14 protein-coding genes and 1 pseudogene are annotated in these 21,231 nt (G+C 69.2%); 14 read left to right on the top strand and 1 reads right to left on the bottom strand.

Translation table 11 applies throughout. The annotated features are described in order from the left end of the window. Positions 1 to 69 precede the first annotated feature (69 nt). From ABS361_05815 to ABS361_05780, 8 genes are all read left to right on the top strand, one after another. Positions 70 to 729 carry a GntR family transcriptional regulator gene (locus tag ABS361_05815; GenBank protein XBY45780.1) on the top strand — a complete coding sequence of 220 codons (660 nt, stop codon included), beginning with the start codon at positions 70 to 72 and terminating at the stop codon, positions 727 to 729. A gap of 98 nt (positions 730 to 827) precedes the next feature. Continuing rightward, positions 828 to 1,844 (top strand): TRAP transporter substrate-binding protein, encoded by a 1,017-nt coding sequence (locus ABS361_05810; protein ID XBY45779.1) that lies wholly within the window; start codon positions 828 to 830, stop codon positions 1,842 to 1,844. 11 nt (positions 1,845 to 1,855) lie between these two features. Next, positions 1,856 to 2,344, top strand: coding sequence for a TRAP transporter small permease (locus tag ABS361_05805; GenBank protein ID XBY45778.1), 489 nt, complete (start codon positions 1,856 to 1,858; stop codon positions 2,342 to 2,344). Next, on the top strand, positions 2,344 to 3,648 hold the full coding sequence (locus tag ABS361_05800) for a TRAP transporter large permease (GenBank protein XBY45777.1): 1,305 nt from the start codon (positions 2,344 to 2,346) through the stop codon (positions 3,646 to 3,648). Before ABS361_05805 ends, ABS361_05800 begins: the two co-directional genes overlap by 1 nt. Before the next feature lie 9 nt (positions 3,649 to 3,657). Beyond that, positions 3,658 to 4,689, top strand: coding sequence for an amidohydrolase family protein (locus ABS361_05795; protein XBY45776.1), 1,032 nt, complete (start codon positions 3,658 to 3,660; stop codon positions 4,687 to 4,689). After that, entirely contained in the window at positions 4,686 to 5,597 is a 912-nt protein-coding gene (locus tag ABS361_05790) for a VOC family protein (protein XBY45775.1), read from the top strand. Before ABS361_05795 ends, ABS361_05790 begins: the two co-directional genes overlap by 4 nt. A 15-nt stretch (positions 5,598 to 5,612) precedes the next feature. Further along, complete coding sequence (locus tag ABS361_05785; protein XBY45774.1) at positions 5,613 to 7,205, top strand: bifunctional 3-(3-hydroxy-phenyl)propionate/3-hydroxycinnamic acid hydroxylase; 1,593 nt, start codon at positions 5,613 to 5,615, stop codon at positions 7,203 to 7,205. 67 nt (positions 7,206 to 7,272) lie between these two features. Next, a complete protein-coding gene (locus ABS361_05780; protein XBY45773.1) occupies positions 7,273 to 8,112 on the top strand; it encodes a fumarylacetoacetate hydrolase family protein in 840 nt (279 codons plus the stop codon). Positions 8,113 to 8,509: 397 nt separating this feature from the next. Here the strand turns inward: ABS361_05780 and ABS361_05775 are convergent, their stop codons facing one another. Beyond that, positions 8,510 to 8,863 carry a hypothetical protein gene (locus ABS361_05775; GenBank protein XBY47007.1) on the bottom strand — a complete coding sequence of 118 codons (354 nt, stop codon included), beginning with the start codon at positions 8,861 to 8,863 and terminating at the stop codon, positions 8,510 to 8,512. Between ABS361_05775 and ABS361_05770 the strand changes: the two are divergent. From ABS361_05770 to ABS361_05745, 6 genes and pseudogenes are all read left to right on the top strand, one after another. Next, positions 8,754 to 9,131, top strand: a pseudogene (locus ABS361_05770) (filamentous hemagglutinin N-terminal domain-containing protein). The gene ABS361_05775 and the pseudogene ABS361_05770 sit on opposite strands and share 110 nt — an antisense overlap. A gap of 49 nt (positions 9,132 to 9,180) precedes the next feature. After that, complete coding sequence (locus tag ABS361_05765) at positions 9,181 to 16,386, top strand: MBG domain-containing protein (GenBank protein ID XBY45772.1); 7,206 nt, start codon at positions 9,181 to 9,183, stop codon at positions 16,384 to 16,386. 4 nt (positions 16,387 to 16,390) lie between these two features. Next, positions 16,391 to 18,193 carry a ShlB/FhaC/HecB family hemolysin secretion/activation protein gene (locus ABS361_05760; GenBank protein XBY45771.1) on the top strand — a complete coding sequence of 601 codons (1,803 nt, stop codon included), beginning with the start codon at positions 16,391 to 16,393 and terminating at the stop codon, positions 18,191 to 18,193. Between the two features lie 809 nt (positions 18,194 to 19,002). Then, complete coding sequence (locus ABS361_05755) at positions 19,003 to 19,413, top strand: hypothetical protein (GenBank protein ID XBY45770.1); 411 nt, start codon at positions 19,003 to 19,005, stop codon at positions 19,411 to 19,413. 66 nt (positions 19,414 to 19,479) lie between these two features. Further along, complete coding sequence (locus ABS361_05750; protein XBY45769.1) at positions 19,480 to 19,890, top strand: hypothetical protein; 411 nt, start codon at positions 19,480 to 19,482, stop codon at positions 19,888 to 19,890. A 33-nt stretch (positions 19,891 to 19,923) separates the two neighbouring features. Then, complete coding sequence (locus tag ABS361_05745; GenBank protein ID XBY45768.1) at positions 19,924 to 21,228, top strand: hypothetical protein; 1,305 nt, start codon at positions 19,924 to 19,926, stop codon at positions 21,226 to 21,228. The last annotated feature ends 3 nt before the right edge of the window (positions 21,229 to 21,231 follow it).

Genomic DNA, 21,231 nt, shown 5'->3' with positions numbered 1-21,231 from the left:
AAGACAGATTTCGAGCTGCCGCCCTCCGCCGATGCCCATGCCGGGACGCAAGCGTCCGCGCTGTGCGACGTGCTGCGCCGCGATCTCCTGGAGGGAAAACTGAAGCCGAAACAGAGGCTTCAGTTGAAGTTTCTGATGGAGGAATACGCCGTCGGCCAAACGCCGCTGCGCGAGGCGCTGAACCGGCTCGCCTCCGAGGGTCTGGTCGAGGTCCGCGATCAGCGCGGCTTCGTCGTCGCCGGAATCAGTGCCGACGAATTGCGCGAGCTGACTCGCACGCGCTGCTGGCTCGAGGAACGGGCGCTGCGCGAATCCATGGCGGCGGCGTCGCAGGACTGGGAGGAGAACCTTGTCCTGGCGTGGCACCGGCTCGCCAAGGCGCCGCGCTCGCTGTCGACGGAGACCTTCGTCACCAACCCGGAGTGGGAGCGGCTGCATCGGGCGTTCCACCGGCAACTCATCGCAGGATGCGGCTCCAAGTATCTGATTTCATACTGCGAACAGCTCGCGGATCTGCTCTATCGCTACCGCCAGCTGTCGATCCGGCGCGCCTTCCAGAGCCGCAACGTCCGCGACGAACACGAGACGATCCTGCGTGCCGTCGTCGATGGCGACGCCGACCGCGCCGTCGCGCTGCTGACCGACCACTACCGCAGCACGGCCGACGTGATCCTCGCCGACCGCTCCGTATGGGACGGCCAAGAGAATGCAAAATCCGGCACGATGTGAGATAATTTATAAATTCTCTTGACGCCTCCCGGACGAGACGGCAAGGTCCTCCCCAAGAAGCCGACCATGGGTCAACCCGAGAGCTTCCGGAGGAAACGATGACCGGTCCCCTTTCGCGCCGAGCCGTGCTCGCCGCCGTCACCTGCACACTCCTGTCCGGCACCGCCGGCGCGGTCCGCGCCGAGGAGTTCGAGCTCAAGGTCTCGCACTTCCTGCCGCCGAACCACACGTTCCAGAAGGAACTGACCAAGTGGGGCGAGGAGCTCGAGAAGGCCTCGGGCGGCCGCCTCAAGCTCAAGCTCTACCCCGCCGCACAGCTCGGCCCCCCGCAGCGCCAGTTCGACCTCGCGCGCAGCGGCGTCGCCGACATCGCCATCGGCCTGACCGGCTCGACGCCGGGGCGCTATTCGATCACCGAGATCGTCAGCGAGGCCTATGTCGCCCCGGCCGGCGACGGATCGAGCGCGCGCGCCTCGCGCCGGCTGACCGAACTGTTCCCGACCTATCTCGCGCCGGAATATCCGGGCGTGAAGATGCTCTGGGCGATGGTGACCGCGCCCTTGAAGTTCCACACCGCCAAGGTCGCGCTGCGCAAGGCGGACGACTTCAAGGGCCTGCGCGTCCGCTACGCCGGCGAGCAGTTCGCCGAGGTGATCTCCGCGCTCGGCGCCGCGCCGCTCGCGGTGCCGCCGGGCGAGACCCAGGACGGCCTCGCCAAGGGCATCATCGACGGCGCGACCTTCCCCTACGAGGCGACCCAGAGCTTCGACCTCGGCACGGTGGTCAGGTATTCGATGGAGCCGGGCGTCAGCACCGCGACCTTCGTCACGGTCATGAACCCGAAGAAGTTCGACAGCCTGCCCAAGGACCTGCAGGCGCTGATCGAGAAGACCACGGGCCCGGCGATGGGCGAACGGCTCGGCGCCGCGCTCGACGCCGCCGAGACCGCCGGCCGCGCCTACATGGTCGCCAAGGGCGTCGAGATCACGACGCTGCCGGCCGACGAACTCGCCAAGGTCAAGGCCAAGGTCGCGCCGCTGCTCGAAAAGCGCCTCGACACGCTCGAGAAGGCCGGCAAGCCGGCGCGCAAGTTCTACGCCGACTACATCAAGTGAGCGGGATCGACATGCCGTTCTCTCGTCTCCGGACGGTCGCGGGCGCCGTCGCGCGCGTCCAGACCTGGCTCGCCATGGGCGCGGCGGCGGTGATCGTGGTCTCGACCACGTCCGACGTCGTCATGCGCTACGCCTTCGGCAAGCCGATCCACGGCGCCTACGACGTGGTCGAGTGCATGCTGGCGCTGTTCGTGTTCCACGGCCTGTCCGCCGTGTTCCTGGTCCGCGGCAACATCACGATCGACCTCGTCGACCATTTCGTCCCGGACCGGGTCCGCAGCGGCCTCGTCCGCGTGTCCGACGTCGTCCAGATCGCCGCGCTCATGCTGATCGGCTGGGCGATGCTGATCCCGGCGCTCCAGGCCTACGAGTACGGCGACCGCAAGCTCGAACTCGGACTGCCGCTCTGGATCGTCTGGGCCTACGTGCTCGTCGGGCTCGCCGGCACGATCGTCAGCGCGCTCGGGGCGCTCGCCTCGCCCGTTCCGGAGGGCCACTGATGTCCGCTCCGCTCATCGGCGCCTGCGGCGTCCTCGCCCTGTTCGTGCTGCTGTTCGCCCGCGTGCCCGTCTGGGCTTCGCTGATCGTGGTCGGCTTTGGCGGCAACGTCGCGCTCTCGGGCTTCGACAGCGCCGTCGCGCTGCTCGGCACGACGCCGTTCGACACCGCCTCGCTCTATACGCTGTCGGTGATCCCGCTCTTCATCATCACGGGCGGCATCGCCTCGACGACCGGGCTCTCGGCCGACCTGTTCAAGGCGGCGCGCATCCTGCTCTCGGGCGTCAAGGGCGGCCTGTCGATCGCGACGATCTGCGCCTCGGCCTGTTTCGGGGCGGTGTGCGGCTCGTCGATCGCGACCGCCGCGACAATGACCCGGATCTCGCTCGCCGAGATGCGCCGGGCCGGCTATTCCGACCGCGTCGCGACCGGCGCGATCGCCGCCGGCGGCAGTCTCGGCATCCTGTTCCCGCCGTCGATCATCCTGGTGATCTACGCCGCGATCGCCGAACAATCGGTCCCGAAGCTTTTCGCCGCCGGCCTCTTGCCGGGGCTGCTCCTGACCGCGCTCTACATCGTCGTGGCGATCGTCGGCGCGCACCTGAAGCCGGAGGAGTCTCCCGTCGCCCCGCCGGCGACCGTGGTCGACCGCCTGCGCTCGCTCGCCGCGCCCTGGCAGTTCCTCGGCCTGTTCGGCCTGACCATCGGCGGCATCTACGCCGGCATCTTCAGCCCGACCGAGGCCGCCTCGATCGGCGTGGTCGGCGCGATCCTGCTCGGCATCGCCGGCCGCCGGCTCGCCTTCGGCGATCTGGTCAAGACGGTGTCGGGAGCGGTCAAGACCAGCTGCTCGCTGTTCGCGATCATCATCGGCGCCAACCTGTTCTCTTACTTCATCGTGCAGACCCAGGTGCCGACGCTGCTCGCCGATGCCGCCCGCGCGCTGTCGCTGCCCGGCCTCGTGGTCATGGCGCTGGTGATTGTCGCCTACATCGTGATGGGCTGCTTCCTCGAAGGGATCGGCATGATCCTGATCACGGTGCCGGTGTTCCTGCCCCTGGTGAAGAGCTTCGGCTACGACCCGGTCTGGTTCGCCATCATCGTCGTGATCGTGGTGGAGGTCGGCCTGATCCATCCGCCCGTCGGCATGAACCTGTTCGTGATCCAGGCACAGGCGCCGGACGTGAAGATCGGCGCGATCTATCGCGGCATCCTGCCCTACCTGATCGCGCCGCTGGTCCTGATCGTGCTCCTGCTCCTGTTCCCCGAGATCGCGCTGTGGCTGCCGCGCGCCCTCTACGGCTGAGGTGGCGCGATGGCGATCCTGACCCGCTGCACCTGCGGCATCGACATCCACGCCCACGTCGTGCCCGAGGCGTTCCCGCGCTCGATCCGCGTGCCGGAGCCGACGTCCTGGCCGTCGATGGCCGAGGCCGGCGCCTGCGCGAAGACCGTGACCATCGCGGGCAAGCCCTACCGCACCGTCTCGGACCTGTGCTGGGACGTCGAGAAGCGCATCGCCGAGCTCGACCGGATGGGCATCCATCTCCAGGTCGTCTCGCCGATGCCCGAGCTGCTGTCGACCTGGATGGAGCCCGACGCGGCCGACGACCTCCTGCGCTACATCAACGACCGCACGGCCGAGATGGTCGCGCGGTCGGGCGGCAGGCTCGCCGGCTTCGGCGGCGTGCCGCTGCAGGATCTCGACCGCGCAATCCGCGAGCTCGACCGCGTCGTCGGCGAACTCGGCTTCCTCGGCGTGGAGATCGGCAGCAACGTCGAGGGCAAGCCGATCGGCGCGCCCGAGTTCGCGCCGTTCTTCGCCGAGGCGGAGCGGCTCGGGGCGGCGGTGTTCGTCCATGCGCTGAGGCCGACCGGCATGGACCGGCTGGTCGGGCCCGGCCAGCTCCAGCAGGTGCTCGCCTATCCGACCGACGTCGGTCTCGCCGCCGCCTCCGCCGTGACCGGCAACCTGATGGTCCGCCATCCAGACCTGCGCATCGCCTTCAGCCACGGCGGCGGCACGTTCGGCCTGCTGCTGCCGCGGCTGATCGAGGGGCACAAGGTGTTCCCGGCGCTCGGCGCCGAGATGCCCGTGCCACCGCTCGATCAGGCGCGGCGGCTCTTTTTCGACGGTCTCGTCTATGACGGCCCGACGCTCGCCCGGCTCGTCGACCTCTTCGGCGACGACCGCGTGATGATCGGCACCGACCATCCGTTCAACTTCCACGACCGCACGCCGATCGACCGGATCGAGGCGACCTTCGCCGACCCGGAGCGCCGCATGCGGCTCATCGCGACCAACGCCGAGCGCTTCCTCGCGCTCGCCCCGGGAGGGCAACCATGACCCGCTTTCCTGTCACGGCGCTGCGCAGCGCCGAGATCGAGACGCCCGACCTCGAAGCCTCGATCGCGTTCTACACCGGCCCCTGGCGGCTGACGCTGGTCGAGCGGCGTGACGACGCCGCGTATCTCCGCGCGACCGGCGACGATGCCTACGTGCTGGCGCTCTATCGCGGGCCGGTCTCGGCGCTGCGGTCGGTGACCTTCCGCGCCGCCGACGCCGCGGCACTCGAGGAGATTGCGATCCGCGCCGTCGCCGAGGGTGCGGAGATCCTGGCGCAGAGCCTCCTCACCGACGAGCCGGGCGGCGGTTCGCTGCTCGTGCTCCGTGAGCCGCACGGCGGTGTGCTGCGCTTCGTCCACGGCGACGGGCGCCATGCCGATGGCGCCGAGCGGCCGGATCTGGCGTTCCGCCTCGCCCACGTCAACATCAACAGCGTCGATGTCGATGCCTCCGCCCGGTTCTACGAACGCGCGCTCGGCTTCAAGCTGACCGACCGCTCGAAGATGATGGCGTTCCTGCGCTGCAACGCCGACCACCACGCCGTCGTGCTCGCCCAGGCTTCGGTCGACGGCCTCAACCACATCGCCTTCCTGGTGCCCGACTGGGAGTCGGTCATGCGCGCCTCCGGCCGGATGATCGACGCCGGTCACGGCATCGGCTGGGGCGTCGGCCGCCACGGGCCCGGCGACAACGTCTTCGCCTATTTCGTCGATCCGCTCGGCGTCGTGGTCGAGTACACGGCCGAGGTCCTGCAGGTCGACGACGCCTATGTCGTGCGCGGCCCCTCCGACTGGGTCTGGCCGCCCGGCCGCACCGACCAATGGGGCATCGCGCCGCCGAAGACCGAGGTCTGCAAGGCCGCGCAGCTCGCCGTGCTCCACGCCCCCTTCCCCGCTTCCGCCCCCTGATCCGGGAGAATTCCCTTGTCCAACGGATCCCGTTCCCGCCCGCCCCACGTCCAGGTCGCGATCGTCGGCTTCGGTCCGGCCGGCTCCGTCGCCGCCGCCCTGCTCGGCGCGCGCGGCATCTCGACCTACGTGGTCGACCGCCTCGTCGACGTCTACGACAAGCCGCGCGCCATCGCGCTCGACCACGAGATCTTCCGGCTGTTCGACAACATGGGGATCGCCGACGCGGTCCGGCCCCATGTCGCGCCGTTCACCGCCTCGCAGCACTTCGGCGCCGACGGCCAGCTCATCCGGCGCATCGACATGGTGCCGGAGCCCTACCCGCTCGGCTACGTGCCGAGCATGGTGTTCACCCAGCCGCCGGTCGAGGAGGCCCTGCGCGCCCACGCCAGCGGACTTCCCGCCGTCACGGTCGAACTCGGCACCGAGGTCGTCCGCGTCGAGCAGGACGCCGACGGCGCTACGCTATTAATCCGCGACGCCGAGGGCCGCGACGGGTCGATCCGCGCCGACTGGGTGATCGCCTGCGACGGCGCGTCGAGCGGCGTGCGGCAACAGCTCGGCATCCGGCTCGACGATCTCGTCTTCGACGAACCCTGGCTGGTCGTCGACGTGCGCGTGACCGACGCGGCCGCGCTCGCCCGCCTGCCGCAGACCTCCGCGCAGTTCTGCGACCCGGCGCGGCCGACCACCTTCGTGATCGGTCCCGGCAATCATCGCCGCTGGGAGATCATGCTGCTGCCGGACGAGGACCGGTTCGCGATGGAGAAGCCGGAGCGGGTCTGGAGCCTGCTGTCGAAGTGGCTGAGCCCCGACGAGGCGATCCTGTGGCGCGCGTCGAGCTACCGGTTCCACGCGCTCGTCGCCGAGCGCTGGCGCGACGGCCGGGTGTTCCTGGCCGGCGACAGCGCGCACCAGCAACCGCCGTTCATCGGCCAGGGCATGTGCCAGGGCCTGCGCGACGTGTCGAACCTGGTCTGGAAGCTCGCGAGCGTGATCGAGGGCAAAGCCGATCCGTCGCTGCTCGACAGCTATGGCGAGGAACGCGCCGCCCACGTCCGCGAACTGACCGGCCGGATCAAGACGATCGGTCACGTCATCTGCGAACGCGATCCGGTCGCCGCGCGCGAGCGCGATGCCCGCATCCTCGCCGAAGGCGGCGGCGCGCCGCGCACGATCACGCGGCAGGAGATCGTGCCGCCGCTGCGCACCGGCGTCGTCGCCGGCGACACGCCGGCTGCCGGCACGCTGTTCCCGCAGCCGTGGATCCGCGCGGCCGAGGGCGACCGCCTGCTCGACGCAGTCGCCGGCACCGGCTGGCGGCTCGTGCTCGACGCGTCGTTCGCCGCCGATCCGGCGATCGACGCCGCGGCGAAGGCCGCGGGTCTGACCATCGTCCGGATCTCCGGCGGCGATGCCGGCGGCCCCAATGCTGCCGGCCCGGGCCTCGCCGAGCGCGACGGCGTGCTCGCCCGCTGGTTCGCCGGCCACGGCGTCGGCGCGGCGGTCGTCCGGCCCGACCACTACGTCTTCGGCACGGCCGCAACCGCGGCCGACCTCCTGGCCCTGATCACGACCCTCGGCCGCCGGCTCGCCCGCGCGGCCTGAGGCTCGCCCTTCCCTCCCTCTGCACCATCGGTGCGCCACCGGCGCTCCGCCCGAAAGGACTCTGCCCATGAAGTTCATGACCTTCGCCGTCGGCGGGACGGCCAGCTGGGGCCTCGTCGACGGCGCCGACGTCGTCGATCTCGGCGGTCTCGCCACCGACCTGAAGACCGCGATCGCGACCGGGCGGCTCGCCGCCGCCGCGACCGCCGCCGCGGGTGCCCCGCGTCATCCGATCGCCTCCGTGACGTTCCTGCCCGTGGTGCCGAACCCGGACAAGATCCTGTGCGTGGGCCTCAATTACGAGATGCACCGCAAGGAGACCGGCCGCACCGAGGTCGAGAACCCGACCATCTTCGCGCGCTACGCCAACAGCCAGACCGGCCACCTCGCCGACATCGTCCGCCCCAAGGTGTCGAGCGACCTCGACTACGAGGGCGAGCTGGTCGTCGTGATCGGCAAGGCCGGCCGCTACATCTCGCGCGCCGACGCCTACGCCCACGTCGCAGGCTACTCGCTCTACAACGACGGCAGCATCCGCGACTTCCAGCGTCACACCCACCAGTTCATCCCGGGCAAGAATTTTCCGGACACCGGTGCGTTCGGGCCCTGGCTGGTGACACCCGACGAATTCGGCGCACTCGGGCCGCAGCGCCTGCAGACGCGCGTCAACGGCGCGGTCGTGCAGGACGCGCTGCTCGAACAGATGATCTTCGACGTGCCCCGGATCATCGAATACTGCTCGTCCTTCACCCGCCTCGAGCCGGGCGACGTGATCGCGACCGGCACGCCCGGCGGCGTCGGCGCCAAGCGCACCCCGCCGCTGTGGCTGAAGCCCGGCGACACCGTGGAAGTCGAATGCGACGGCATCGGCATCCTGCGCAACGGCATCCGCGACGAAGCGCTCTGAGGTGCCGCGCGGCGCTGCGGCTGCCGGAGCGGTCCGAGCCAAGGCGACAGCGGCGGGATAACCGAGACATCGGGTCATGCGGAAAGGCCTGTCCGTCGACAGGCCTTTTCCCGTGTCGCGGCGAGCCCCGCAATACGATGCGCGCTGTTCCGCGCGACCTTTCTCCAGGGCATCCGTCCGCCGAGCGACCGCACCGGAGCAACCACAACCAATACTTGCTGTCCCTGTCAGGTTCCCAAGATGGGCGAGAACGGCGATCATTGGGCGCCGAGCGGAATTTCCCTTACGGAACCATCTTGTTACGGTCCACTGGGCGGACCGACGCAGGAATGTCACGCTCACCGGCCGAGTTGCCGATCGTGACAAAAAGCATCTCCCACGACCGCCCTGAGTTGCGCTATGTCGCATGGATGGGGGGAGTGTGAATGGACGGTCGCGCGCTTCGAAACGGTTCGAAACAGGGTGTCGTCCGGCAGCGAGCGCTCGTTCTGCTGTCGGGCACTGCGCTCGGTTTCATCGCGTTGCCGGTCGCCGCGATCGGCCAGGCGCTGCCGACCACCGCGCCCGCCGTCATGCCGACCGCGGGCAGCGTCGTTTCGGGTACGGCGGCGATCGCGACGCCCTCGGCGGCGAGCACGGTCATCACCCAGTCCTCCCCGACCGCGATCATCACCTGGGGCGGATTCTCGGTCGGCGCCGGCGGCACGGTCCGATTCGAAAACGGTTCGGGCGCCACGCTGAACCGCGTCACCGGCCTCTCGGCCTCGCAGATCGACGGGTCGCTGACCGCGTCGGGCAGCGTCTATCTGGTCAATCCGAACGGCATCACCGTTGGGCCGGGCGGCACCGTCACGACCGGCGGCAGCTTCGTCGCCTCGACCCACGACGTCAGCGACGCGGCCTTCAAGGCCGGCGGCGCCATGACCTTCAAGGGCACCAGCACCGCGAGCGTCACCAATTACGGCACGATCGGTTCCCTCGGCGGCGACGTCGCGCTGATCGCGCGCAGGGTCGAGAATGCCGGCACCATCACGGCGCCGAACGGCACGGTCGGCCTCGCGGCGGGCTATGAGGTCCTGGTCCGCGACGGCGCTCTCCGACGGCAAGTTCGTGGTCAAGGTCGGCGGCGCCGATACCGAGGCGAAGACCTCCGGCGTGATCAAGGCGGCCGAGGCCGAGCTCAAGGCCAATGGCGGCAACGTCTATGCGCTCGCCGGCAACACCGCGAGCCTGACCAAGGCGACCGGCGTCGCCAACAGGGGCGGCCGGATCTTCCTGACCGCCGGCGACGGCGGCACCGTCACGGTGGCCCAGAAGGTCTCGGCGCGCGCGACCGCGGCCGGCGGCAAGGCCCGGGGTGGCGACATCAGGGTCTCCGGCGGCACCGTGAAGGTCTCGGGTAAGATATCGGCCCGGGGCAAGGGCGATGCCGGCGGCACGGTGGTCGTGACCGGCCGCGAGGTGTCGCTGGCCTCGACCGCCCGGATCGACGCGCGCGGCACGAGCGGCGGCACGGTGCTGGTCGGCGGCGACTATCGTGGCGGCTACGATCCGACCTCGAAGTTCCTCGCCGAGACCGTCGCGACCGCGACGAACACCGTGGTCGACGCCGGCGCCCGCATCCTGGTCGATGGCACGGCCGGCGCCGGCGGGCGCGCCGTGGTCTGGTCGGACCGCACGACGATCTTTGCGGGCAACATTTCGGCGACGGCGACCGGGACCGCGGCGGGCGGCACGGTCGAGACCTCCGGCCACAATCTGGTCCTCGGCGACACTGTCTCGATCTCGACGCTCTCGGCGCAAGGGAAGACCGGCCTCTGGCTCATCGACCCCTACGACGTCACCATCTCGTCGTCGGGAAGCAGCAATGTCCAGGTCGACGTTTCGGGCGACCCGTGGCGGGTCGCTCCAACTGCCAGCGGCGCCAACATCAACAATACGACGCTCGCCTCCTACCTCGCGTCCAGCAACGTCGCCATCACCACCAACGGCGCTGGGACGGAAGCCGGCAACATCACCGTGAGTGCCGCGGTGTCGTGGAGCGCGGCGACGACGCTGTCGCTGCTCGCGGACGCATCCACGGGCGGCGTCTTCGTCAACGCCAATCTCACCGGCAGCAACGCGGCGAGCGGCCTGATCCTGAGCGCCGGATCCGGCGGCATCAACCAGGCCGGCGGCACCGCGATCCGCGCGGGAACGCTGACCGTGACGGCCGCCAACGGCGGCTCGGTCGCGCTGACCAACACGGGCAACCTGATCGGGACGCTCGGCGCGTCGAGCGCGGCCGGATCGTTTGCCTTCACCAACGGGCAGTCCCTGACGGTCTCGGGCGCCATCACCAGCAACGGCACGCTGTCGCTCACCACCTCGTCGGGCGATCTCACCATCAGCGGCGCGCTGGCCGACGCGCATTCCGGCTCGAGCCTGACCTTGTCCGCCGCCGGCGATCTGAAGATCGGCAAGGACGTCACACGGAGCGGCGCCAATGCCGCGGTCAGCCTCGCCTTCGGCGGCAGCTACAGCCTGATCGACGGCGCGCGCGTCTCCTTGCCGGACAGCGGCGCCACACTCTCGATCGGCGGCGCGTCCTACACGCTCGTGCACGACCTGACCGGCCTGCAGGCCATGAGCACCGCCGGCAGATACGCTCTCGGCAACGATATCGACGCGTCGGCGACCGCCGGCTGGAACAGTGGCGCCGGGTTCGTGCCGATCGGCGACTCGAGCACGGCGTTCACCGGCACCTTCACGGGGCTCGGCCATTTCATCGACGGCTTGACCATCAATCGGCCGAGCACTTCGATCATCGGGCTTTTCGGTTACGCGAACGCCGCCACCTTGCGCGACGTCACGCTGTCCAACGTCTCGATCACCGGCGCGGCCCGCGTCGGCGGCCTCGCCGGCTGGTCCGACACATCCGCATTGACCAACATCCATGTCACCGGCGCCATCTCCGCAACGCAGGAGACGGGCGGCATCACCGGCTGGCTCGTGGATACGACCCTGTCGAAATCCTCCTCGTCGGCGTCCGTGACGGCCACGGCCAACGGAGCCGGCGGGCTCGCCGGCCGGATTCTCTACAGCGGCACGATATCGGACTCCTACGCAACCGGTGCCGTGACAGCGGCGGCGGATGCCGGCGGGCTCGTCGGAGAGGTCTTCAGCGCGACGCCGCTCACATTATCCAACGTCTACGCCTCCGGCCAGGTGACCGGAGCGAGCGCGAGCTCGGGCGGCCTGATCGGCGCCGACGATGCGGCAAGTCCCAGTTCCATCACGTTCACCAATGCCTATTGGGACGCCAACGCGACGGGACGGTCGTCTGCTGGCGGCAACACCGCCGGCTCGACCATCACCGGTACGGCCGTCGACGTGTCGGCCGCCCCGCGCACGCAGTCCACCTACAGCGGCTTCGATTTCACCAACACCTGGGTGATGATCGCGGGCGAGACCCGCCCCATGCTGCGCAACGAGTATTCGACGGTGATCGCGACGCCGGCGGCACTGCAGCTCATGTCGCAGAACCTCGCGGGCAGCTACAAGCTCGGCGCCAACGTCGACCTGACGAGCGCGCTCGCCGTGGGGAGCGGCGGCTATTACAGCGGCCTCTGGGGCGCGTCCGGCTTCGTGCCGGTCGGCGACACTTCAACCAAGTTCACCGGCAGCTTCGACGGCCAGAATCATACGATCACCGGCCTCACCATCACCCGTGGCGCCACCAATTATGTCGGCCTGTTCGGCTTTACGAACGGCGCGACGATCGCCAACGTCACGCTTTTGGGCGGCAGCATCACCGGCAACGACGGCGTCGGGCCACTGATCGGCTACATGCTGGGCGGCTCCGTGTCCGCCGCCTCCGCCAGCGCTACGGTGAGCGGCGTGAGCGCGGGCGAGGTCAACAGCGGCGGCCTCATCGGCACGGTGGACGGCGGCAGCGTGAGCAGCTCGTCCGCGAGTGGAAACGTGACGGGCGCCGGATACCAGGTCGGCGGCCTTGTCGGCTTCCTGGTCAACGCCGGCAGCGTCACGCAGTCCTATGCGACCGGCAATGTGACGGGGACCAATACGAGCGCCGGCAACGGCTATATCGGCGGCCTCGTCGGTGCGAACGGCTACTCCGGCAACGGCGGCACGATCTCCCGCTCCTATGCCACGGGTATAGTGACCGGCGCCTCCGGGCCTGTCGGCGGCTTCGTCGGGCACAACGAAGGGACCATCACCGATTCCTATGCCACCGGTCCGGCGATCGGCACCGGCACGGCGAGCAACATCGGCGGCTTCGTCGGCGTGAACTTCGTCAACGGCACCATCACGAACGCCTATTCGACCGGCTATGTGACGGGGCCTGCGCAGCTCGGCGGCTTCGCCGGCTACAACAACAACAACGCCGCGGCACTGACGAACGTCTATTGGGACACGCAGACCAGCGGCCAGTCGGGCGGCATGGCCGGCGGATCGGGCAGTGTCACCGCGCGCACGACGGCCCAGTTGCAGGGATCGCTGCCGGCCGGCTTCTCGTCCTCGATCTGGGGGACGGGTGCGAACCTCTACCCCTATTTCGGCTGGCGCTATTCGACCACGCCGATCGCCGTTTCGGGCGTGGCCTACAGCGACGCCGGCTCGACCGTTCTATCGGCGAAGGCGGTGACGGCGGTGTCGGGCGGCGTCGCGATCGGCAGCGCGGTGACCGGTGACAACGGCTACTACTACATCCTCGCCGACGCCTCGAAACTCGCCGTGACCGGCGCCCTCGCCTATCTCGACAACGGCTCCACCAAGGGCGCGGCCTTCTCGGACGTCGCCGGCACCAACGGCATCCAGAACGTCGCCATCTACGGCACCGCGGCCCACCTGATCACCGGCCAGTCGACGCTGACCGCGACGCGGACGAATTATCTCGCAGCCCGCGGCGCCTACGCCGATACCGATCTGTCGTTCCTGTCGTCGTCGACCTTCGCACCGCTGACCACCACAGCGGGCTACGGCGTCTATCTGAACACGACCGGCAACTACACGCTGAACGCCAACATCGGCTCGTCCGGTGCGCTCTCACTCGACAGCGGCGGCACGTTCACCGTCTCGGCCTCGCTGACCGCCTCGGCGGCGGGGCTGCTCAGCATCGCCGATGCTGTCAGCCTGTCGGGCGTCTCGGTGCTGACGCTTTCGACCACGAACAGCGGCGACATGAGCCTCGGCGGCGCGGTAACGAGCTCCGGCGGCACGCTGATCGTCTCGGCCGCGGGTACCGCGACGACATCGAGCACGATCAACGTCGGCACGTTCCGGCTGGCCGGCGGCACCTGGCGCCAGATCGCCGCCTCGCTGCCGACGTTCACGCCGACCGACTTCTCGATCAGCGCCGGCGCGACATTCCTGCGCGTGCTCGGCGGCGACGGGTCGGTGGCGACGCCGTACCGCATCGCCGACGTCTACGGACTTCAGGGCATCGGCTCGACCGGCCTCACCTCGCAGCGTTTCGTGCTCGCGAACGATATCGACGCCACGGCAACCGGTGCCTGGACCACCAACAACGGCTTCGTGCCCATCGGCAACACGACGACGGCGTTCACGGGAAGCCTCGACGGAGCCGGTCACACGATCAGCAATCTCGCAGTCGGGCAGCCGACGATCGCCGCCGGCCTGTTCGGCGTGATCGGCGCCGCCGGCACCGTGCACGACCTGACGATCTCGGGATCGGTCCGCGGCCTCCACGCCGGCGTGCTCGCCGGCACCAACGCGGGCACGATCACCAACGTCGTGACCTCGGGCTCGGCCCGCAACAGCGGCGCCGCCGGCGCGGGCGGCGTCGGCGGCCTGGTCGGGACCAACACCGGCTCGATCACCGGCTCGTCGTCCACGGCCACAGCGCTGACGGTGATCGCGAACACCACGGTCGGCGGTCTGGTCGGCTCCAATGCCGGCACCATCACCACGTCCTATGCGCAGGGCGCCGTTACGGCGGGAGCGGCCGGCGTCAGCGCCGGCGGTCTCGTCGGCCGGACGACCGCCGGCACGATCGGGCGCTCCTTCGCGACCGGCGCGATCACGGCCGCGTCCGATACCGACGCAGGCGGCCTCGTCGGCTCCAATGCGGCCGCGATCTCCGATACCTACGCGACCGGCGCGATCAGCGGCGGCGCGAACGGCGGCGGGCTCGTGGGCGTCAACACCGGCACGATCGCGAGCAGCTACGCGACCGGCGCGCTGCCGAGCTCCGGCGGCACCTACGGCGGCCTCGTCGGCAGCAATTCAGGCACCGTCACGGCGAGCGCCTGGAACACGACCACGTCGGCGACCACGCTCGGCGTCGGCACCGGCACGGCGACCGGCGTGACCGGCCGGACCACGACCGAGATGACCAGCCTGTCGTTCTTTTCCGGCGCGGGCTGGTCGATCGACGACACCGGCGGCACGGCATCGACGTGGCGCATCTACGACGGCTTCACCGCGCCGCTGCTGCGCAACTTCATGACCGGCCTGACGGTCACCGGCGGCGCGGGGTCGAAGAATTACGACGGCTCGGCGACCTCGACCAGCGTCGGCACGCTGACCTACAACCCGCCCGGCTACACGACGGCGCTCGTCTCCGGTACGGCCATCTACACCGCATCGAGCGCCGACGCCGGCACCTATTCCGGTGCAGGCCTCCGGCTCTCCGGGTTCTATTCGAGCCAGTTCGGCTACGACATCACCTTCACGCCCGGAACCCTGACGGTCGCCAAGGTCGGGCTCGCGGTCGCCGTGGGCGCGGCGACGAAGACCTACGACGGGCTCGCCTATGCGGGCGGCGCCGGCGTTTCCTACACGGGCTTCGTCGGCAGCGACACGGCCGCGAGCCTCGGCGGCACGCTCGTCTATGGCGGCGCCGCGCAGGGCGCGGTCAACGCCGGCAGCTACACGCTGACCGCCTCGGGCCTCACCTCCAACAACTACACCATCACCTACACGCCCTCGACGCTGACCATCGGCCGGGCCGGCCTCACCGTGCTGGTGAACGGCGCCTCCAAGACCTATGACGGCACGGCCTATACCGGCGGCAACGGCGTCTCCTATGCGGGCTTCGTCGGCAGCGACACGACGGCGAGCCTCGGCGGCACGCTCGTCTACGGCGGCGCCGCGCAGGGGGCGATCAATGCCGGCAGCTATGCGCTGACCGCCTCGGGCCTGACCTCGAACAACTACGACATCACCTACACGCCCGCGACACTGACGATCGGGCGCGCCGGGCTCAGCGTGCTCGTCGGCGCGGCCTCCAAGACCTACGATGGCGCGGCCTATACCGGCGGCAACGGCGTCTCCTATGCGGGCTTCGTCGGCAGCGACACGGCCTCGAGCCTCGGCGGCACGCTCGTCTACGGCGGCGCCGCGCAGGGCGCGATCAACGCCGGCAGCTACGCGCTGACCGCCTCGGGCCTGACCTCCGGCAACTACGACATCACCTACACGCCCGCGACACTGACGATCGGGCGCGCCGCGCTGACGGTCGGCGCGGACGGAAACACGATGGTCTACGGCGATGCCGTGCCGACGCTGACCTACACCGTCTCGACCGGTCGTCTCTATGGATCGGACACGCTGACCGGCGCGCTCGCGACCGGGGCGACATCGACGGCGGCGGTCGGCGACTACGCGATCGGCCAGGGCACGCTGGCGGCCTCATCCAATTATACGCTGAGCTTCGTCGGCGGCACGCTTCGGGTCACGCCGCGGCCGATCACGGTGACGGCTGACGACAAGACGCGGGTCGTGGGCACGAACAATCCCGCCCTCACCTACCGGATCGGCGGACGCGGGCTCGCCGCCGGCGACGTGCTCTCGGGCGCCCTTTCGACCGCGGCCGACAGCAGCTCGCCGGCCGGCCGCTACGCGATCCTGCAGGGGAGCCTCGGCGCCTCGGCGAACTACGTGCTGACCTATGTGCCGGGCACGCTGACCGTGGTCGACGTCGCGACGCCGCCACCGCCCCCCGCGCCGACGGGACCGATCGTTCCGACCTTCGTCGAGACCGACGTGCCCGATCAGATCGTCACGACCATCGACACACGCGACCTGATCGCGTTCCTCGGCCTGCCCGGCCGCGTCCCCTCGCCCGGGTCCAATCCGGCCGGCTCGAACCCGCCCAGCGCCGGGCAACCCGGACCGTCGGCGACGGCTTCCCCCTCGACGGCTCGGGCGGGTTCGTGCGATGGAACCTCGTCGAGTGGGCGCTGTGCCTTCCTTCCCGTGCAAGACAACCTGCCCGTCGGCCGGTGGCTGAGTTTCAGGAGCCCATGAACCGATGAGGGCGGCTTTAAACGGCGTGAAGGTGCTGGGAACTCTGCTGTTCGGCGGCGTCGTGGCCATCGGCGGGACTGCGCTCGCGCAGGTCGTTCCACCGGTCGAGCGCAATCTGCCGCCGGTCGCGGCCGGGACCGGGCGACTGGTCATCGGGCCGCAGGACCTCTCCGGCGCCGAGGACGACACCCCGTTCGGCGTCTCGCTCTCGGGCATCACGCTGATCGGCGCGACCGAAACGCCGGCGAAGAAGCCCGCGACCGGCATCCGGGTCGGCGCGATCGGCGCCGTCGACCGCGCCGCGATCGAGCCCGCGCTGGCGCCCTTCCTCGGCAAGCCGCTGTCGCGCAAGCGCATCGGCGAGATCCAGGCGGCGATCGCGCTGGTCTACCGGACCGCCGGCTACCCGTTCGTTTCGGTCACCGTGCCGCCGCAGGAGGTGACGCGCGGCGTCGTCACGCTGCGCGTGGTCGAGTTCCGCATCGGCGCGGTCAAGACGACCGGCGCGGCGGCCGGTACCGAGGACGCGCTCAGGGCCCGTGTTCGCGCGGCTCAGGGCGAGCGGATCGCGGCCGAGGCGCTCGAAGAGGACCTCGCCTGGCTCAACCGGCAGCCGTATCGGACCGTCAACGGCGTGTTCGCGCCGGGCGACGCGCTCGGCCTCAGCACCCTGACGCTCGAAGTTGCGCAGGCCAAGCCCTGGCAGGTGTTCGGCGGCTGGACCAACACCGGCAGCCACGCGACTGGATTCGACCGTTTCTTCGCCGGCTTCGGCGCGGCGCTGCCGGGCATTCCGGAGAGCTTCGTCTCCTATCAGGTCACCGGCAGCCCGAACCTGTGGTCCAATCCCGCGTCGATCGGCGCGGGCGCGAACCAGCCGAACTACCACAGCCAGGCCGGCCGCCTGGTGATCTCGACCGGTGCGCGCCAGAGCCTCGAAATCGCGCCGAGCTGGGTCGCCAGCCGGCAGAACGGGCTCGACCGCAGCTTCGCCTTCACCAACGAGACGCTCGAAATCCCGGTCACCTGGCGGAGCGCGATCTCCAATTTCGCGCCGGGCCTGCAGGCCGGCGATCTCGTCGTCGGCGCGGTCGGCAAGACCGTATCGCGCGACAGCTGGTTCACCGGCACCAACATCGGCGGCGCCAGCGCCGACCTGTTCGAGTTCTTCGCCGGCTGGTCGTTCTCGAAGACGGACGCGCTCGGTGCGACCTCGATCGATCTCCGGCTGATCGCCAACCCGGGCGGCGTGCTCGGCGGCAACGCCGGCTCGCGCTGGAGCACCTACAGCGGCGGCCGGGTGACCAGCGTCGAGACCGCCTACGGCACCGCGGCGATCAACCGGGTGACACGGCTGCCGGCCGGCTGGAACTGGGTCGCCAGTATCGCCGGCACCGCAGCCGGCGAGCCGTTGCCGGATACCGAGCAACTCGGCCTCGGCGGTCTCTACGCGACGCGCGGCTATACGATCGACGATGCCTCCGTCGACACCGGTATCGTCTGGCGCAACGAGCTCAGGACACCGACCTTTTCCGTCCTGTCGGCCTTTGGCGGCGCCGCGATCACCGACCGAGCCTCGCCTTTCGCATTCCTCGATTTCGGCTGGGGCCGGACATTCGGCTATCAGGGCATCGCCGGCCCGGTGCCGCGCAAGGACTATTCCCTCGCCGGCGCCGGCCTCGGCCTCGACTACACGATCGAGGGCGGCTTCACCGCGAGCGTGGTCGGCGGCTTCGCCCTGAGCGATGCGACCTACACGCGCGCCGGCGATTTCAACGTCCAGGCACGGCTGTTCGTCAGCTATTGAGCCGTCGCGACCGGGTCGCGGCATAGCGAGTGACGGCGACCGGGCCGCCCTACGGCGAGCGGCGGTCGGCCGAAAGGGAGCGTCGGACCCGGGCAGGCTGCCGGAGACCTTCGACCGCCAGAACCTGCCGGCCGGCACCATATCGGCCGCCGGTCGGATTTCTCATCACGTCCCGATACGAAGCCCGTTAACGTTCGGCCCGGACAAGGGCCGCGCCGGCCGAAGCTGCGCAGCGCGCTTTCCTTCACCCTCGTCGCCCATGTCGCGACGACCGCCCGCCCCGGAGCACAGAGGCGGTGCCCGCCGGCCGCAAAGGGCCGGCCGCCGCCATGTATACAATGATATCGGCACGTAGACGCAACCGTTGAGTGTGCAGCCATCTTCCGTACTAACCTGTCGAACGACCCACTCTCGGTGATCGCTCCGCGGGCCACCAAGTATAGCCCGCTCCAACTGCCACGGCTCCGGGATAGACGGATCACTCCACCCGCGACTGGATCTACGGAATTACAGTCACGACTGTGGCGACACCTGCGCGCCTCCCCCGCCGGAGACCACAATCCTTAGGTACATTGACGTCAATTACGACCGGAGATAAAAATGACTCGCCATTGACGTGCAGACGAGTTAGGGTGCCCTCATAAGAGATATTGATGCATACCATGGCGAAACTACAATTATAACGATAAATGAATATGAAACGCTCCTATTGATTGCGATTCGCTTTCCTGATAGTAGTATTCCGCACCGTTCATAGAGCAACGGCAATGATTACCCGAGTAAACCGGCCCTTAGAAGGAATCGGGGAAATGGCTTTCGCCCGTTCGATTACTCTTTCGATCCAAGACGCCAGCGGTGCCACCGTGAACGTCGCCTACGGCACCCTGACCGGCGGCACCTGGGATCCGGCGCCGGTTCCGGGTCAGTCGATCACTCCCGGCGGCGCGCCGACCAACTTCGTCAACGGCACGGGCGACACGTTCTCCGCTCTCGGCGGCACGATCGTGCTGTACCCCTCCTCGGGCGGATCGATCACCATCGGGTGGGGCTGGGCCTCGGGATCGGGCTACAGCAGCTCGGTGACGTCCCAGAGCCTGACCGGGATCGGTGTCTCCAACCAGATCACCGGCACCCAGACCAATTTCGCCACGCTGCAGGTCGTGATCACCAACGCCGGCGCGTTCAAGGCCGCGGTCGACGCTGCGGTCGGGTCGCTCTGACCCGATCTCGCTCCCGGCGCACCGGTCGCGGTGCGCCGGCCTCCACTCCGGCGCAGGGGCGGTTCGATGTGCGAGACCGAAACTCTGGCCGCGACGATCGAGGTGGTGCGAACCTCGAACGGCAAGACCGTGACCGTATCGGTCACCAACAGCAGTCCGATCTCGTTGACGCTGGCGACCGCGGTGCTGACCGCGGGCTACTGGCTCAAGCCACCGCCGGTCGACGGTTCCCCGCTCGGTCCGGGTGGCGTTCTCACCGCCGTCAATGCCGCCGACAACGCCTTCGGCGAGGTCGCGGGCACGCTGAGCTTTTATCCCGCCGACGGCGGCCAGCTCACCATGAGTTGGATCTGGCCGAACGGCCAGGGCCTCTCGGCGGTCGCATCGGCGAACAGCAATTCGCTGACGATGACCTACAGCACCTACAACAACCTCAGCAATGACGCGACAACACTGTTCATCGTGACCCCGCTCTAGTTTTCGACGGGCTCAAGCCGGCAGGTCTACGCGATGTCAACCTCCTATACCATCGCCACGACCTTTCCGCCCGGCGCGCCCGCAGGGGCCGCAGTCGGCCCGTACCTGATGCCACCTTCGGGGACCGCGATCGACATCAACAAGCCGCTGGTGATCTACATCGGCGCGCTGGCGGCGGCCAACACGACAGCCAGCACCCCAGGCATCGCGACGACGACGGCGCAACCCGCCTTCTCGCTGAGCTGGACCCCGGCCGGGTTCACGACCAATCTCTACTTCGCCAAGATTTCCGTCGCTGCCGCCTACGTCTGGAGCGCCGACACCGGCACACGCGTGAAGCTCGCCCAATACTTCAACATTTTCCGCTCGCAGGTCGAAGCTCTGGAGGTCACCGCGGCAACGGCCGCGACCGGCGGTCTGATCCCTGGCGGAACCCAGATCCTGCTCAACCGCGTCGCGACCAACATGCCGCTGCGCTTCGACGAGATCCTGCCCTATCTCTACAACTTCAATGCCCTGAATCAGAGCTTCGATCTGCTGCCCGGCATGGTGTTGCGGGCTGAGTGGGCGGGCTACCAGTACTGCGATGCGCCCGGCGGCCAGGGCAACGCCTACAACGCCTTCGTCAACAGCGGCACCAGCCGCTACGTGGTCTCCCAGCGTCCCGACATGACGCTCGCGCTCGAGACATTCCTCGCCGGGCTCGTCCCGGGATACACGCTCAACCCGGCTCCGACCTGCCCGATCTACGCCGCCGGCCCGCTTGACTGGAGCGTGCAGGGCAACGCACGACGGCATTGGCGCGTCGTGCTGCCCTCGACGCTGTCGGGCTCCGGCAATGTCGACAACCAGGGCAGCTCCGCCAATCTCAGCGCGCGCATCCTCGGCGCCGACACGTTCATCGACCTCGACGCCGCCACCGCCGACGTCCTCGCCGGCAACAACGGGTGCACCAAGGCGTCCGCCGGCAACAATCCGATCGTCAGCATCCTGTTCAACGGCCGCGTCGCGCTGATCCCCGAACTGCCGATCGTGCTCAACAAGCAGGCGATCACGGTCCCGCTCGGTTCGACCGTCCGCAACGTGATCCAGCAGGTCGCCGACCCCGCGCCCTTCCAGTTCAACGGCAACAACACGATCGTCACCAGCCTGGGCGTCGTGCTGCAGCGCTGGACGCAGGCGGCCGACATTCCGGTATCCGCGCAGAGCAGCAGCTACACGCCGGCGAATTTCCAGTTCCTGACCTCGTCCCAGCAGGCCGTCCCGACCGGCCCGCTCGGCGATTCCTACGACGTGCCGCTGGTGAAGGGCGATGTGCTCTCCACCCAATATCCCTGATGC

This window comes from Ancalomicrobiaceae bacterium S20, assembly GCA_040269895.1.
GTDB classification, from domain to species: domain Bacteria; phylum Pseudomonadota; class Alphaproteobacteria; order Rhizobiales; family Ancalomicrobiaceae; genus Methyloraptor; species Methyloraptor flagellatus.
The sequence above is the reverse complement of the archived record's forward strand: the minus strand, read 5'-3'. Positions and strand labels throughout refer to the sequence as shown.